General features: G+C 73.5%; 16 protein-coding genes and 2 pseudogenes. 13 read left to right on the forward strand and 5 right to left on the reverse strand.

Translation table 11 applies throughout. From position 1 onward, the window contains the following. Positions 1 to 33 precede the first annotated feature (33 nt). The 4 genes and pseudogenes from ACZ7HT_RS30040 (at position 34) to ACZ7HT_RS30055 (ending at position 2,763) form a co-directional block, all read left to right on the forward strand. Positions 34 to 1,110, forward strand: coding sequence for an ABC transporter permease (locus tag ACZ7HT_RS30040; protein WP_471171624.1), 1,077 nt, complete (start codon positions 34 to 36; stop codon positions 1,108 to 1,110). Beyond that, positions 1,107 to 1,787, forward strand: coding sequence for an ABC transporter ATP-binding protein (locus tag ACZ7HT_RS30045; RefSeq protein ID WP_471171626.1), 681 nt, complete (start codon positions 1,107 to 1,109; stop codon positions 1,785 to 1,787). The genes ACZ7HT_RS30040 and ACZ7HT_RS30045 overlap by 4 nt, the downstream gene beginning before the upstream one ends. A 70-nt stretch (positions 1,788 to 1,857) precedes the next feature. Beyond that, positions 1,858 to 2,103: pseudogene (locus ACZ7HT_RS30050) on the forward strand (ATP-binding protein); the annotation flags it as partial. Then, a pseudogene (locus ACZ7HT_RS30055) lies at positions 2,100 to 2,763 on the forward strand (response regulator). The pseudogenes ACZ7HT_RS30050 and ACZ7HT_RS30055, both read left to right, overlap by 4 nt. 9 nt (positions 2,764 to 2,772) lie before the next feature. Here the strand turns inward: ACZ7HT_RS30055 and ACZ7HT_RS30060 are convergent. Beyond that, complete coding sequence (locus tag ACZ7HT_RS30060) at positions 2,773 to 3,372, reverse strand: hypothetical protein (RefSeq protein ID WP_471171628.1); 600 nt, start codon at positions 3,370 to 3,372, stop codon at positions 2,773 to 2,775. A gap of 7 nt (positions 3,373 to 3,379) precedes the next feature. After that, a complete protein-coding gene (locus ACZ7HT_RS30065) occupies positions 3,380 to 4,186 on the reverse strand; it encodes an IclR family transcriptional regulator (RefSeq protein ID WP_471171630.1) in 807 nt (268 codons plus the stop codon). 308 nt (positions 4,187 to 4,494) lie between these two features. Here ACZ7HT_RS30065 and allB point away from each other — a divergent pair, with 308 nt between their 5' ends. Together allB and alc are read left to right on the forward strand one after the other, a co-directional pair. After that, the gene (gene allB, locus ACZ7HT_RS30070) at positions 4,495 to 5,859 is read left to right on the forward strand and encodes an allantoinase AllB (RefSeq protein WP_471171632.1); all 1,365 of its coding nucleotides are present in this window, start codon (positions 4,495 to 4,497) and stop codon (positions 5,857 to 5,859) included. Position 5,860: 1 nt separating this feature from the next. Further along, on the forward strand, positions 5,861 to 6,976 hold the full coding sequence (gene alc, locus ACZ7HT_RS30075; protein ID WP_471171634.1) for an allantoicase: 1,116 nt from the start codon (positions 5,861 to 5,863) through the stop codon (positions 6,974 to 6,976). 104 nt (positions 6,977 to 7,080) lie between these two features. On the opposite strand, the gene ACZ7HT_RS30080 is transcribed toward alc, so the two are convergent. Then, the gene (locus tag ACZ7HT_RS30080; protein WP_471171636.1) at positions 7,081 to 7,821 is read right to left on the reverse strand and encodes an SDR family NAD(P)-dependent oxidoreductase; all 741 of its coding nucleotides are present in this window, start codon (positions 7,819 to 7,821) and stop codon (positions 7,081 to 7,083) included. A 166-nt stretch (positions 7,822 to 7,987) separates the two neighbouring features. On the opposite strand from ACZ7HT_RS30080, the gene ACZ7HT_RS30085 reads away from it, so the two are divergent. From ACZ7HT_RS30085 to ACZ7HT_RS30095, 3 genes are all read left to right on the forward strand, one after another. Then, positions 7,988 to 8,596, forward strand: coding sequence for a dihydrofolate reductase family protein (locus ACZ7HT_RS30085; RefSeq protein ID WP_471171638.1), 609 nt, complete (start codon positions 7,988 to 7,990; stop codon positions 8,594 to 8,596). A gap of 115 nt (positions 8,597 to 8,711) precedes the next feature. After that, positions 8,712 to 9,647 carry a DMT family transporter gene (locus ACZ7HT_RS30090; RefSeq protein ID WP_471171640.1) on the forward strand — a complete coding sequence of 312 codons (936 nt, stop codon included), beginning with the start codon at positions 8,712 to 8,714 and terminating at the stop codon, positions 9,645 to 9,647. Between the two features lie 11 nt (positions 9,648 to 9,658). Further along, complete coding sequence (locus tag ACZ7HT_RS30095; protein WP_471171641.1) at positions 9,659 to 10,018, forward strand: hypothetical protein; 360 nt, start codon at positions 9,659 to 9,661, stop codon at positions 10,016 to 10,018. Between the two features lie 15 nt (positions 10,019 to 10,033). Here the strand turns inward: ACZ7HT_RS30095 and ACZ7HT_RS30100 are convergent, their stop codons facing one another. Then, the gene (locus ACZ7HT_RS30100) at positions 10,034 to 10,255 is read right to left on the reverse strand and encodes a hypothetical protein (RefSeq protein WP_471171642.1); all 222 of its coding nucleotides are present in this window, start codon (positions 10,253 to 10,255) and stop codon (positions 10,034 to 10,036) included. 146 nt (positions 10,256 to 10,401) lie between these two features. Here ACZ7HT_RS30100 and ACZ7HT_RS30105 point away from each other — a divergent pair, with 146 nt between their 5' ends. From ACZ7HT_RS30105 to ACZ7HT_RS30120, 4 genes are all read left to right on the forward strand, one after another. Then, entirely contained in the window at positions 10,402 to 11,616 is a 1,215-nt protein-coding gene (locus tag ACZ7HT_RS30105; protein WP_471171643.1) for a sensor histidine kinase, read from the forward strand. A gap of 178 nt (positions 11,617 to 11,794) precedes the next feature. After that, positions 11,795 to 12,478, forward strand: coding sequence for a response regulator transcription factor (locus ACZ7HT_RS30110; RefSeq protein ID WP_471171645.1), 684 nt, complete (start codon positions 11,795 to 11,797; stop codon positions 12,476 to 12,478). Positions 12,479 to 12,495: 17 nt separating this feature from the next. After that, the gene (locus ACZ7HT_RS30115) at positions 12,496 to 13,674 is read left to right on the forward strand and encodes a cytochrome P450 family protein (protein WP_471171647.1); all 1,179 of its coding nucleotides are present in this window, start codon (positions 12,496 to 12,498) and stop codon (positions 13,672 to 13,674) included. A gap of 4 nt (positions 13,675 to 13,678) precedes the next feature. Further along, the gene (locus tag ACZ7HT_RS30120) at positions 13,679 to 14,104 is read left to right on the forward strand and encodes a PaaI family thioesterase (protein WP_471171649.1); all 426 of its coding nucleotides are present in this window, start codon (positions 13,679 to 13,681) and stop codon (positions 14,102 to 14,104) included. A gap of 162 nt (positions 14,105 to 14,266) precedes the next feature. Here ACZ7HT_RS30120 and ACZ7HT_RS30125 read toward each other — a convergent pair whose 3' ends face one another. Beyond that, positions 14,267 to 15,292: a Gfo/Idh/MocA family protein gene (locus ACZ7HT_RS30125; protein WP_471171651.1), complete on the reverse strand. Its 1,026-nt coding sequence runs from the start codon at positions 15,290 to 15,292 to the stop codon at positions 14,267 to 14,269. Positions 15,293 to 15,314: the final 22 nt, after the last annotated feature.

Consider the following 15,314-nt stretch of genomic DNA (forward strand, 5'->3'; position numbering starts at 1 on the left):
CCGTGAGGTACCCCGCGGACCACTCTGGTCTGCATGTTCGTGGCATGGAGAGACCTGAGATTCGCCAAGGGGCGTTTCACCCTCATGGGCACCGTGATCGTCCTGATCACCCTGCTCGTGGGGTTGCTGTCCGGGCTGACCGCCGGACTCGCGCGAGAGAACATCTCCGCGATCACCGGTCTGCCCGCCGACCGGCTGGCCTTCGCGGCGCCGCCGTCCGGGCAGTCGGCCTCCTTCACCAATTCGACGGTGACGGAGGAGCAGTGGCGCGGGTGGGCGGAGCGTCCCGGGGTGACGGCGGCCGATCCGCTCGGCATCCGTACCCTCAACGCCGCCGCCGGGGACCACACCGCCGCCGTCTCCGCCTTCGGCTCGGAGCCGGACGCGGGACTCGCCCCGGGGACCGTCGGCGCGGGCAAGGTCGTCCTGTCCGAGTCGGCGGCGGAGGAGCTGGCCGTGGGCGCCGGAGACCGGGTCCGCCTCGGCTCGCTGGAGGTCACCGTCTCCGCGGTCTCCGGCGACGCCTCGTACAGCCACACGCCCGTGGTGTGGACCTCCCTCGACGACTGGCAGAAGGTCGGCCACAGCGGCACCACCGGGCAGGACCAGGCCACCGTGATCGCGCTGAGCGGCGACGGCGTCGACTGGGCGGCCGGCGACAAGGCCGCCGGCACCGAGGCCCGCACCCTCGACGGGGCCCTCACCGCCATAGGGTCCTACCAGGCCGAGAACGGCTCGCTGCAGCTGATGCGCGGGTTCCTCTTCGCCATCTCCGCGCTCGTCATAGGAGCGTTCTTCACCGTCTGGACCATCCAGCGCAGCGGTGACGTCGCCGTCCTCAAGGCGCTCGGCGCGTCCACCCCGTACCTCCTCAAGGACGCCCTCGGGCAGGCCGTGCTCATGCTCACCGCCGGCACCCTGCTCGGCACCGCGCTCGCGGTCGGCATCGGCGCCCTGGTCAGCGGCGGGAACGTGCCCTTCGTCCTCGAACCGCTCACCGTCCTCGGCCCGGCCGCCGTGATCGTCGTCCTCGGTGTCCTCGGCGCCGCCCTGTCCATCCGGCGGATCACCGCCGTCGACCCCCTCACCGCCCTCGGGAGCGCCCGATGAGCCTCGTCCTCGACGCCGTCACCCTCACCTACCCCGACGGCGACGGCCGGCTCACCGCCCTCGACGCCGTCTCCCTGACCGTCCCCGCCGGCACGCTCACGGCCGTCGTCGGGCCGTCCGGCTCGGGCAAGTCCAGCCTCCTCGCGGTGGCCGCCACCCTGGTGACCCCGGACGAGGGGCGGGTCGTCGTCGCCGGTACGGACACGGGGTCGCTGACCGCCGCCGCCAAGGCGGAGCTGCGCCGCGAGCACATCGGCATCGTCTTCCAGCAGCCGAACCTGCTGCCCTCGCTGAGCGCGGTGGAGCAGCTCCAGGTGATGGCCCATCTGTCGAAGCGTTCGCCCACGGCGGTACGGGGCCGGGCCATGGACCTCCTCGACGCGGTGGGCCTCGCGGACCATGCCCACCGGCGGCCCCACCAGCTGTCGGGCGGTCAGCGGCAGCGCGTGAACATCGCGCGGGCGCTGATGAACGAGCCGTCCGTGCTCCTGGTCGACGAGCCGACGAGCGCCCTGGACCACGAGCGGGGCGCGGCGGTCATGGACCTCCTGGCCACGCTGACGGCCGAGCGGGGGACGGCGACGGTCCTGGTCACCCACGACCGCACGCACCTGGCCCGCACGGACCACACGGTGACGGTCCAGGACGGCCGCCTGACGGAGTCGGTACGGGCCTGAGGTCTGTTCTGACGGACTGGGTACGGGCCTGGGGATCGCTCGTGCCGGGCTCACGCCGGGCTCCCGCCGCACCAACATCGCCCGTCACGCGGAGGCGGCCACGGCCTCGGTACGGATCGACTGCCGTCCCGACGCCCTGACCGTACGGGTCGACGACGACGGGAAGGCGGCGCCGGACGTGGCGCCGACGCCCGGGACGGGGCTGCTCGGGATGCGCGAGCGGGTCACCGCCCTCGGCGGGGGGCTGAGCGCGCGGCCGCGTGCGGAGGGCGGTTTCACCGTCCGGGCCCGGCTTCCCCTGGAGCGGAGCTCGTGATCCGCGTCCTGCTGGTCGACGACCAGCCGCTCATCCGCAGCGGATTCCGCGCGCTCCTCGACCTGGAGGAGGACATCCGGGTGGTGGGCGAGGCGGGCGACGGCCGGGAGGGTCTGGCCCTGGCGGGGGAGCACCTGCCCGACATCGCGCTCGTGGACATCCGGATGCCGGGCATGGACGGCGTCGAGGTGACCCGGCGGATCGCCGCCGATCCGGCGCTCGCCGGGGTGCGCGTGATGATCCTGACCAACTACGGCCTGGACGAGTACGTCTTCGAGGCGCTGCGCGCGGGCGCCGCCGGGTTCCTGGTGAAGGACATCGTGCCGGAGGACTTCCTGCACGCGGTGCGCGTCGCGGGGCGACGCGCTGCTCGCGCCGTCGATCACGCGCAGGCTCATCGACCGGTACGTCGCCGAGCCGTTCGAGACGGGCCGCGCCGCCGCCCTGGAGGAGCTGACCAACCGTGAACGCGAGGCCGTGGCCCTGGTCGCGCGGGGCCTGTCCAACGACGAGATCGCCGGCCGCATGGTGATCACGCCGATGACCGCGAAGACCCACGTCAACCGGGCCATGACCAAACTCGGCGCCCGGGACCGGGCCCAACTGGTCGTCCTCGCCTACGAGTCGGGCCTGGTGTCACCGCGTACGGCCGGGCCCTGACGCACGGCGTCAGCCGAACCAGACGACCAGGCGAACGTTCTCGTCCCCGTGGCAGGCCGCGAGGCCGCGCATGGCCGCCCACACCGGGGCCCAGTCGCCGTCCGGCGGGGCGAACATGCGGGGAGTGAAGGTCACCGGGCGGTAGACGGCGCCGTTCCAGGGGACCTCGGCGCCCGGCGGCCACTCCGGCGGCATCAGGTCCTCGCCGAGGAGTTCCTCCGCCGCGTCGAGGACCTCGACCGGGGTCCACAGCACCTCGTGGAGGACGAGGTCGCCGTCCGGGCCCGGCCGCCATGCGCCGATGTGGTTCCCGTCGGGGCCGTCGCAGAGGGGCCCGTCCCAGTCGACGGCCGCGATCTCTGCCCAGGTGGCGTACGCGTGGCCGCGGTGCAGCTCGTCGCACCCGCGCGGGACCGCGTCCGAGACGTCGTCCGGGCATCCGCGCCCGTCGAACAGGGGGCGTTCCACCTGGAGGACCCCGCCGTGGCCGAAGAGAACCTCGCGGGCGTGCCGGTCGCGCCGGAGCGCGCCGTCCGGCAGGCCGAGGGAGCACTCCCACCGGCCACCGGGCCCGCGCACCTCGACGAGACCGTCGATGTCCGCCCCCACGGAGGCGTCAGCCCTGGCCGTTGCCCGAGGTGTTCGCCAGGGCCGCCGAGAGTTCGAGGGCGACCTCCTGGAGGATCGGGACGATCTTCTCGGTGGCGGCCTCGGTGACCCGGCCCGCCGGGCCCGAGATGGAGATGGCCGCGGCGGTGGGGGAGTCCGGGACGGAGACCGCGAGGCAGCGGACTCCTATCTCCTGCTCGTTGTCGTCGACCGCGTAGCCCGTCTCGCGGACCGCCACGAGCGCGTCGAGGAAGCCGTCCGGCGTGGTGATGGTCTTCTCGGTCGCGGCGGGCATGCCGGTACGGGCGAGCAGCGCCCGGACCTCCTCGGCGGGCGTGTGCGCGAGGAGCGCCTTGCCGACGCCGGTCGAGTGCGGCAGGACCCGGCGGCCGACCTCGGTGAACATGCGCATCGAGTGCTTGGACGGCACCTGTGCGACGTACACGATCTCGTCGCCGTCGAGCAGCGCCATGTTGGCGGTCTCGCCGGTCTCCTCGACGAGCCGCGCCAGGTAGGGGCGGGCCCAGGTGCCGAGGAGGCGGGAGGCGGACTCACCGAGCCGGATGAGCCGGGGGCCGAGGGCGTACCGGCGGTTGGGCTGCTGGCGCACATAGCCGCAGGCGACGAGCGTGCGCATGAGGCGGTGGATGGTGGGGAGCGGGAGTCCGCTGCTGGCGGAGAGCTCGCTCAGCCCGACCTCGCCCCCGGCGTCGGCCATCCGCTCCAGGAGGTCGAAGGCGCGCTCAAGGGACTGGACGCCTCCGCTCGCGGCGGGCTTGGCGGCGTCGGTGGTCCTTGCGCTGGACGTCGGCACGTCAACGGTCCTTTCGGGGCAGGCGGGCAAGGCAGCAGCCTACCGGGCCGCCGGCCGGGGCACATGGTCCCGGTACCGGCGTCAGCGCCGGTCAGGGGGTGTTTGTCCGGTGTCGGTGACGGCCCGGGATGGTCCGGGTCTGGCTCGCATGTGCGGAGCTACGTTCTACTGTACGGAATTTTGATTCCACTTTGTGGAAACGTCCAAGCTGGGTTCGCCGACGGCCGATGCTGGAAGTGTGCCCTTGACGACCCCTCGCCCGGAAGTGAAGACTCCTTTTCAACAGTTCGTTGAAATTCTCAGTTCTCATGCGAGTCAGCTTGAAGAGAGGGGTACGGGTGGACGTCAACCTGGTCCTGCGCTCGACACGGGTCATCACCCCCGAGGGGACGCGCCCGGCGTCGATCGCCGTCTCCGGAGGGACGATCGCTGCCGTGCTGCCGTACGACGCCGAGGTACCCGCCGGCGCCCGGCTCGAGGACGTCGGCGAGGACGTCGTCCTGCCCGGACTCGTCGACACCCACGTGCACGTGAACGACCCCGGCCGCACCGAGTGGGAGGGCTTCTGGACCGCCACCCGCGCGGCCGCCGCCGGCGGCATCACCACCCTGCTCGACATGCCGCTGAACTCGCTGCCCCCGACCACCACCGTGGAGCACCTCCGCGTCAAGCAGGAGGTCGCCCGCGGCAAGGCCCACATCGACGTCGGCTTCTGGGGCGGTGCCCTGCCCGACAACGTCAAGGACCTGCGCCCCCTCCACGACGCCGGCGTCTTCGGCTTCAAGTGCTTCCTCTCGCCCTCCGGCGTCGAGGAGTTCCCCGAGCTCGACCAGGAGCGGCTGGCGAACTCGCTCGCCGAGATCGCGGGCTTCGACGGCCTGATGATCGTGCACGCCGAGGACCCGCACCACCTCGCCGCCGCGCCCCAGCGGTCGGGCGGCGCGTACGCCGACTTCCTCGCCTCCCGCCCCCGGGACGCCGAGAACACGGCCATCGAGAACCTGATCAACCAGGCCCGACGGCTGGGCGCCCGCGTCCACGTCCTGCACCTCTCCTCCTCGGACGCGCTGCCGGCCATCGCCGCCGCCAAGGCCGAGGGCGTGAAGGTCACCGTCGAGTCCTGCCCGCACTTCCTCACGCTCACCGCCGAGGAGATCCCGGACGGCGCCACCGAGTTCAAGTGCTGCCCGCCGATCCGCGAGGCCTCGAACCAGGACGCCCTGTGGCAGGGGCTCGCCGACGGCACGATCGACTGCATCGTCTCCGACCACTCGCCGTCCACCGCCGACCTGAAGACCCCGGACTTCGCCTCCGCCTGGGGCGGCATCTCCTCCCTCCAGCTCGGCCTGCCCGCCGTCTGGACCGAGGCCCGCCGCCGCGGCCACTCCCTGGAGGACGTCGTCCGCTGGATGTCCGAGGGCCCGGCCCGGCTCGCCGGACTCGGCCGCAAGGGCGCCATCGAGGCCGGCCGCGACGCCGACTTCGCCGTCCTCGACCCCGACGCCACCTTCACCGTCGACCCGGCCGACCTCCAGCACCGCAACCGGATCACCGCCTACGCGGGCAAGACCCTCAACGGCGTCGTCACCTCCACCTGGCTGCGTGGAGAGCGGATCGCCGACCGCGGCACCCTCGCCGAGCCCTCCGGCCGCCTCCTCGAAAGGAACAACTGACGTGTCGTCCATACCCAGCTTCACCGGTGACGCCAGCCCCTACGGCGGCGGCGACCCGTACGCCGACTACCGGACGGCAGACTTCCCCTTCACCCGGTACGCGGACCTCGCGGACCGGCGTCTGGGCGCGGGCGTCATCGCCGCCAACGACGAGTTCTTCGCCGAGCGCGAGAACCTGCTGAAGCCCGAGGCCGCCGAGTTCGACCCCGAGTACTTCGGCCACAAGGGCAAGATCATGGACGGCTGGGAGACCCGCCGCCGCCGCGGCGTCTCGGCCCAGCAGCCGCACCCCACCGAGGACGACCACGACTGGGCCCTCGTACGCCTCGGCGCCCCCGGCGTCGTGCGCGGCATCGTCGTCGACACCGCCCACTTCCGCGGCAACTACCCGCAGGCCGTCTCCGTCGAGGCCGCCTCCGTGGCCGGCTCGCCCTCGCCCGAGGAGCTCCTCGCCGACGACGTGAAGTGGACGACGCTCGTCCCGCGCACCGCGGTCGGCGGCCACGCCGCCAACGGTTTCGCCGTCGACGTCGAGCAGCGCTTCACGCACCTGCGCGTCAACCAGCACCCGGACGGCGGCATCGCCCGCCTCCGCGTCTACGGCGAGGTCGCCCCCGACCCGGCCTGGCTCGGCGTCCTCGGCACCTTCGACCTCGCCGCCCTGGAGAACGGCGGCCAGGTCGAGGACGCCTCGGACCGCTTCTACTCCCCGGCCACCAACACCATCCAGCCGGGCCGCTCCCGCAAGATGGACGACGGCTGGGAGACCCGCCGCCGCCGCGACAAGGGCAACGACTGGATCCGCTACGGCCTGGTCGCCGAGTCCGAGATCCGCGCCGTCGAGATCGACACCGCCTACCTCAAGGGCAACAGCGCGGGCTGGGCCGCCCTCTCCGTCGCCGCCGAGGGCTCGGAGGAGTGGACCGAGATCCTGCCCCGGACCCGCCTCCAGCCCGACACCAACCACCGGTTCGTGCTCGACACCCCGGCCGTCGGCTCCCGCGTCCGCATCGACATCTACCCGGACGGCGGCATCTCCCGCCTCCGTCTCTTCGGCTCCCTCACGGACGCCGGTACGGCGCGGCTGACCGCCCGCCACCAGGAGCTCGGCGGCTGACCGGCTCCTCCATCGACTGGGCGGGCACGACACCCCGCCCGGCCCGCGAGGGCGCACCGACCCGACAGCACCGGCGCGCCCTCGCGTAACCCCCTCATCGGGCGTTACGCGGCGTGCCCGCCGTCCACCGAGAACTCGGCGCCCGTCACGTACCGCCCGCCCGGCCCCGCCAGGAAGGCGACCATCGCCGCCACCTCGTCCGGGGTGCCGAAGCGGCCGAGTGCCGTCATGGCCGCCTGCCCCTCCGCGTACGGCCCGTCCGCCGGGTTCATGTCGGTGTCGACGGGCCCGGGGTGCACGACGTTCGCCGTGATGCCGCGCCCGCCCAGCTCCCGCGCGAGCGCCTTCGTCAGGCCGATCAGCGCGGCCTTGCTCATCGTGTAGAGGCTCCCGCCGGGGCCCGGCACCCGCTGGGTCATGCAGGTGCCGATCGTGACGATCCTGCCGCCCTCGGGCAGCCGCGCGGCGGCCGCCTGCGAGGCGAGGAACGCCGCCCGGACGTTCACCGCGAGGACCCGGTCCACATCCGCGAGGGAGAGCGACTCCAGCGGCCCGAGGACACCGGCGCCGACGTTGTTCACCAGCACGTCGAGGCGACCCAGGGCATCCGCCGCCCACTCCACCGCGCCCGCCGCGTCCCCGGCGTCGGCCGCGTCGGCCCGCAGCGGCAGCGCCGTGCGGCCGGCCGCCTCGATCCGCGCGGCGACCTCCTTGGCCCTCGCCTCGTCCCGGACATAGGTGAAGGCCACGTCGGCGCCCTCCTGGGCAAGCCGCACCGCCGTCGCCGCGCCGATCCCCCGGCTGCCGCCCGTCACCAGGACCGCCGTGCCGTTCATCGTGGACATCCCGAAACCTCCGTGAGTAAGCCAACTGGTTGCGGGTTCAATGAAAGTCGGCGGGGCGCCCGGACGCTGGCGGGAATCGGACCCCGACCCACCGATGAGTTCCGCCCGGCGGCGCCGTCAGAGCTTCCGAGACACGATGGTCCGGAGAACAGAAAGGGCAACCACCATGGCCACCCTCAGCCTCACCCAGTTCCTCACCCTCGACGGCGTCATCCAGGCCCCCGGAGGCCCCGAGGAGGACCCCAGCGAGGGCTTCGAGCACGGCGGCTGGTCCGTGCCGTTCGGCGACGAGGACTTCGGCAAGCGCATCACCGAGATCTTCGCCGGCCCGACCGCCTTCCTCCTCGGCCGCCGCACCTACGACATCTTCGCGGGCTACTGGCCCAAGCACGACGACCCCGCCGACCCCGTCGCCTCCAAGCTCAACCACCTCCCCAAGTACGTGGCCACGACCACCCTCACCTCCGCCGACTGGGAGAACACCACCCTGCTCCGCGGCGACATCGTCGAGGAGGTCACCGCCCTCAAGGAGCGCACCGACGGCGAGATCCAGATGCACGGCAGCGCCGGCCTCGCCCGGACCCTCCTCGACCACGACCTCATCGACACCCTCCACCTGCACGTCTTCCCCGTGGTCCTCGGCACGGGACGCCGCCTCTTCACCGACGGGGTCCGCCCCACCGCCTTCCGCCTCACCGACGCGCGCACCACCGCCGCGGGCGTCGCCCTCCATACGTACGAGCTGGCCGGCCGCCCCACGTACGGCAGCTACTGATCCGGATCGTGAGAATGGTGTAGCCACCACGGGTCCACCCCGGTTACGGTGATCGCTCCGAGTGCGAGCCGCCGAAGTCTCCACCCCGCCCAGAGAGTTGGAGAACCGGCCCGCGATGTCCGCTTCGTCGTCGATCGCCGCACCCGTACCCCTCGGCGCCCCGCGCCGCGCCTGGCTCACCGACCTCCCCGTCCTGCTCGTCGCCGTCGTCTGGGGCGCCAGCTATCTCGCGGCCAAGGGCATCACCACCGGCCACACCGTCATCGCGGTCCTCGTGCTGCGGTTCGCCGTGGTGCTGCCCGTCCTCGCCGCCGCCGGATGGAGCAGGCTCCGGGCGCTCAGCGCGGCCCAGTGGCGCGGGGCCGCGACCCTCGGTCTGATCCTCAGCGGGATCTTCCTCCTGGAGACGTACGGCGTCGTCCACACCTCCGCCACCAACGCGGGCCTGATCATCAGCCTCACCATGATCTTCACCCCGCTCGCCGAGTCGGCCGTCACCCGCGCCCTCCCGTCCCGCTCGTTCCTCGCCGCCGCCGCGCTCTCCGTCGCCGGTGTCGTCCTGCTGACCCAGGGCGGCGGGTTCACCGCCCCCTCCCTCGGCGATCTGCTCATGCTGCTCGCCGCCCTCGCCCGTACCGTCCACGTCCTGGCCATGTCCCGGATCAAGGCGGTCCGGCCGGCCGACTCGCTCTCCCTCACCACCGTCCAGCTCGGCTCCGCCGTCGCCGTGTTCGCCGTCATCGCAGCCTTCCCCGGCACCGGCGCCTCACCCTGGGCCGTCGCCCTCGACTTCGGTCCGCGCGAATGGGCCGGACTCCTCTTCCTCTCCGTCTTCTGCACGCTCTTCGCCTTCTTCGTGCAGATGTGGGCCGTCCGCCGCACCTCGCCCTCCCGGGTCAGCCTCCTCCTCGGCACGGAACCCCTCTGGGCCGCCGCCGCGGGCATCGCCCTCGCGGGCGACCGCCCGGGCGTCCTCGGCCTCGCCGGCGCCGCACTCGTCCTCGCGGGAACGAGCTGGGGCCGCCGCACCGCGGACGACGACGCCCGGTAGGTTCTTGCCCCATGCGTTCACTGCCGTACGACATAGACTTCCGCGCCCGGGCCCGCCGCACCCAGGCGTGGGGACTCGGTCTCCTCGCCGCGGCCGTGCTCCTGTGGATCTGGCTCGCGGTGCTCCTGTTCACGCCCTACGAGGCCAGTGGGGCCAACTACGAGTGCACCTCCCGGTTCACCAGCGAGAGCCTCCACGACAGCGACAGCCGCTGCGTCAACGAGCGCGACTGGCCCGAACTCCTCGCCGTGCTCGGCGCGTCCGTGCCCATGGGCGTCATCGGCGGCGTCCTCTACACCAGCGGCTCCGTGTCCCACCGCATGGCCGAGCACCTCGCCGAGGTCACCCGCCTCAACGAGGCGAGCGCCTGACCGGAGCCCGCCGGATCAGGCCTTGGCTATTCGGCTGCCCGCGATCGCGACGACAAGGCCGAGGACCGCGACGACGATGTTCGCGAACAGCTCCCGGCCCTCTAGGAACCCCACGTTCTCCGTGAGGAACCGGGTCAGACCCATGAAGCGGAACCAGCCGTCCGTCAGCTCGCGGATCACTCCGGCGACCCCGGCCACGAGCAGCAGTGCACCGAAACCCTCAAGAAACCTCTTCATGAGTCGATCATGGCGAGGACGGCCCACCGGCCGCGTCCCCCGATCGTCTACGGCGGCCGATACCAAAGTATCGACCTGCGCGACTCCGGTAGCAGGACAGCCCGCACGACCGGTGGAGCGCGCCTGACCTGCGTACATTTGCTGACATGACGCGTACGGACCGGCAGCAGCACCGGCTGCTCCCCTCCCACCTGGTCGAACCGGGCGGGAGCGGAGCGCCCCGGCCCCGCCGTACCGCCCGCGACTGGGTCGTCGACACCACCCTCTTCCTCCTCGCCGCGTTCGTCGGCCTCCTCGCCGCCGACGCCAGCGCGCAGTACACCAGCGCGACCGTCACCCTTCTCGACCAGCTCGCCGGCGCCGCCGCCTGCGGCGCCCTCTGGCTGCGCCGACGGTGGCCCGTCGGGCTCGCCGTCGCCCTCTCCCTGGCCAACGCCGTGGCGCCGGTCGCCGCCGGAGCCCTCCTCGCGAGCCTGTTCAGCCTCGCCGTACGCCGCCCGTTCCGCGAGATCGCCTGGATCGGCGCGCTCGCCGTCGCCACCTCCGTCGTCCAGGTCTTCGTCCGCCCCGACCCCACCACCAACGCCGGTCTCTCCATCGTCATCGGCTTCATCCTCGTCCTCCTCGTCACCGCCTGGGGCATGCTCGTCCGCGCCCGCCGCGAGCTCTTCGAAGCCCTCAGGGAGCGGGCCCGCCGCGCCGAGTCCGAGGCCGAGCTGCGCGCCGCCCAGGCCCAGCGGCTCGCCCGCGAGGCCATCGCCCGCGAGATGCACGACGTGCTCGCCCACCGGCTCACCCTGCTCAGCGTCCACGCCGGAGCCCTGGAGTTCCGGCCGGACGCCCCGCCCGAGCAGATCGCCCGCGCCGCCGGAGTCATCCGCGACAGCGCCCACGAAGCCCTCCAGGACCTCCGCGAGATCATCGGCGTCCTGCGCGCCCCCGGCGAGAACGGCGACGGCGCCCGGCCCCAGCCCACCCTCGCCACCCTCGACGCGCTGGTCGACGAGTCCCGCGAGGCCGGTGCGGACGTCGTCCTCGACACCACCGTCGACGACCCGGCCGCGGTGCCCGCCGCCACCGGCCGCACCGTCTACCGCATCGCGCAGGAGGCCCTCACCAACGCCCGCAAGCACGCCCCCGGCACCACGGTCACCGTCACCGTCCGGGGCCGGCCCGGCGAAGGCCTCACCGTCGACATCCGCAACCCGGCCCCCGCGGGCCCGGTCCCGCACGTCCCCGGTTCCGGCCAGGGCCTCATCGGCCTCACCGAACGCGCCGCCCTCGCCGGCGGCCGGATGGAGCACGGCCCGGCCCCCGACGGCGGATTCGCCCTGCACGCCTGGCTGCCGTGGCCGGCGTGACGTTCCAGCCCGTCTCTGCCGTACGCCTGGCTGCCGTGGCCGGCGTGACGCTCCAGCCGGTCTCTGCCGTACGTCCGGCCGGCGTGACGCTCCAGCCGATCCCTGCCGTACGCCCGGCTGCCGTGCCCGGCACGACCTTCCAGTCGATCCCGCCGTACGCGCGGCTACCGTGGCCCCCATGACCATCCGGCTGCTCATCGTCGACGACGACCCCCTGGTCCGCGCGGGACTCACCCTCATGCTCGGCGGCGCCGACGACATCGAGATCGTCGGCGAGGGCGCCGACGGCCGGGAGGTCCCCGAACTCGTCGCCCTGCACACCCCGGACGTCGTCCTCATGGACATCCGCATGCCCCACGTGGACGGCCTCACCGCCACCGAACGCCTCCGCGCCCTCCCCGGCGCCCCCGAGGTCGTCGTCCTCACCACCTTCCACGCCGACGAGCAGGTGCTGCGCGCCCTGCGGGCCGGCGCCGCCGGATTCGTCCTCAAGGACACCCCGCCCGCCGAGATCGTCGCCGCCGTCCGCCGGGTCGCCGCGGGCGACCCCGCCCTCTCGCCGGCCGTCACCCGCCAGCTGATGACCCACGTCGTGGAGCGGCCCGAACAGCCCGCACAGCAGCCGCGGCGCGCCACGGCCGCCGGGCGCCTCGCCGAACTCGCCGACCGCGAGCGGGAGGTGGCCCTCGCCGTCGGGCGCGGCCGGTCCAACGCCGAGATCGCCGCCGAGCTGTACATGGGCGTCCCCACGGTCAAGACCCACGTCTCCCGGATCCTCGCCAAGCTCGGCCTCAACAACCGTGTCCAGATCGCGCTCCTCGTCCACGACGCGGGCCTCATCGACGAGGACGAGAGCGACTAGTCGGATAGTCTGACTCGATGTCCGTCATCGAACTGGGGGAGTACGGCGCGGACTTCACCGCGAACCCGTACCCCTACTACGCGAACCTCCGTGAAGCAGGTCCCGTCCACGAGGTACGGATGCCCGACGGCTTCCAGTTCTGGCTGATCGTCGGCCACGAGGAGGGGCGCGCGGCGCTGGCCGACCCCCGGCTGGCCAAGTCGCCCTCCGTCATCGGCGTCAGGCCGCCGGAGGAGGACGTCATCGGCGTCCACCTCCTCGCCGCCGACGCCCCCGACCACACCCGGCTGCGCCGCCTGGTCACCGCGGAGTTCACCGGCCGCCGCGTCGAGAGCCTGCGCCCACGCATCGAGCGGCTCGCCCATGAACTCGCCGACGCCATGGAACCGGCCGGCCGCGCCGACCTCGTCGACGCCTACGCCTTCCCGCTGCCGATCACCGTCATCTGCGAGCTCCTCGGCGTCCCCGCCGAGGACCGCGAGACCTTCCGCGGCTGGTCTAACGAGCTCGTCACGCCGACCGGCGAGCGGGGCATCCTCGACGCCCTGGAGGGCTTCGGCGGCTACCTCGACGGGCTCATCGAGGACAAGCGGGCCGCAGGACCCGCCGACGACCTGCTCTCCGGCCTGATCACCGCCCGCGCCGAGGACGGCGACCGGCTCTCCGGGCCCGAACTCCGCGCCATGGCCTACCTGCTGCTCATCGCCGGCCACGAGACGACCGTCAACCTGATCTCCAACACCGTCCGCAACCTGCTCACCCACCCCGAGCAGCTCGCCGCCCTGCGCGCCGACCCGAGCCTCCTCGACGGGGCGATCGAGGAGTCCCTGCGGTACGACGGACCGGTGGAGACCGGCACCTTCCGCTTCACCGCCGAGCCCGTCACCATCGGCGACACCGTCATCCCCGTGGGCCAGAGCGTCCTGGTGGGCATCGGCGCACTCGACCGCGACCCGGCCCGTTTCCCCGAGCCCGACCGCTTCGACATCCGCCGGGACACCAGGGGTCACCTCGCCTTCGGCCACGGCATCCACTACTGCCTGGGCGCCCCGCTCGCCCGTCTTGAGGGCCGGATCGCCCTCCGGACACTCCTGGACCGCTTCCCCCGGCTGGAACTCGACCAGGATCCCGCTTCGTTGGACTGGCTGCCCGGCCTGCTCATGCGCGGCACCCGTCAACTCCCCGTCCGGTGGTGAACCCTTGAGCGATCAGACCTCCGCCCTCGACCTCGACCTCGCCCGCAAGGTCCTCGACGCGCAGCCGTTCAGCCGGCTCGTCGGCGCCCGCCTCACCGAGTTCGGCGCGGGCCGGGCGGTCCTGGAGGTGGACCACCGCGACGACCTGAGACAGCAGAACGGCTTCCTGCACGGCGGGGTGCTCTCGTACGCCGCCGACAACGCGATCACCTTCGCCGCGGGCGCCGAGCTCGGGGCGGCCGTGCTGACGGCCGGGTTCTCCATCCAGTACGTCCGGCCGGCGACGGGCGGTGTGCTGCGTGCCCGGGCGGAGGTGGTCCACGCCGGGCGGCGGCAGGCGGTGGTGCGCTGCGACCTGTCGACCGTCGACGAGCAGGGCGCCGAGACGCTGTGCGCGGTGGCCCAGGGCACGGTGCTGTCAGCCGGCTGAACCGGCCCCGGCGCCCCCGCAGCAGGCTGAACCGCCCCGGCGCCCGCGGCCGGTTCACCCGGCCCCGGAGCTCCCGGTCGGCTCGCCCTGCCCGGCGCACGCGGCCGGCTCACCCACCCCGGACCCCGGCCGGTTCACCCGCCCCCCGCGCCCCCGGCCGGTTCACCCGCCCCCCGCGCTCCCGTCCGGCCCGCCCACCCCGGCGACCCGTACCGGTGTCCGTTCCCGTCGTGAGCGCTCGCACGCGTCGGCGATGCGGAGGGCCGCCAGGGCCTCGCGGCCGTCGCAGGGGTTGGGCGCCTCGCCGCGCACCAGGTGTACGAAGGCGTCCAGCTCCGCCTCGTACGCGGGGGCGAACCGCTCCAGGAAGCCGGGCCAGGGCTTGCCCGGGGCGGGAGGGCCCTGCGGCTCCACCGAGGCGAGCGGGGTCCGGTCGTCGAGGCCCACGACGATCTGGTCCCGCTCGCCCGCCAGCTCCATGCGGACGTCGTACCCGGCGCCGTTGCACCGGGTCGCGGTCGCCGTCGCCAGTGTGCCGTCGTCCAGGGTGAGCACGGCCGCGGCCGTGTCCACGTCGCCCGCCTCCCGGAACATCGCGGGGCCCGCGTCCGAGCCCGTCGCGTACACCTCCACGACCTCCCGGCCCGTCACCCAGCGGACGATGTCGAAGTCGTGCACGAGACAGTCGCGGAAGAGGCCGCCGGAGAGCGGCAGATACGCGGCGGGCGGCGGCTCCGGGTCGGAGGTGACCGCCCGCACGGTGTGCAGCCGACCGAGCCGTCCCGACCGCACCGCCTCCCGCGCGGCCCGGTACCCCGCGTCGAAGCGGCGCATGAACCCCAGCTGGAGCACCGTGCCCGCCTCCGCCACCGCGTCCAGCGCGCGCAGGGTCCCCGGCACGTCCAGGGCGATCGGCTTCTCGCAGAAGACCGGCAGGCCCGCCCCGGCGGCGCGGGCGATCAGCTCCGCGTGCGCGGCCGTCGCCGAGGCGATCACCACGGCGTCCAGGGCGTGCCCGAGCAGCGCGTCCACGTCCGGCGCCGCCTCCGCGCCGAGGGCTCCCGCCACCCCGGCCGCCCGCACCGGGTCCGCGTCCGCCACGACCAGCGACTCGACCTCCGGATGCCGGGCCAGCACACCCGCGTGGAAACTCCCGATCCGTCCCGTACCGATCAGTCCGATGCGCATGGCCCCACCGTGGAGCCGGGCC

The organism is Streptomyces sp. NPDC037410 (assembly GCF_055602235.1).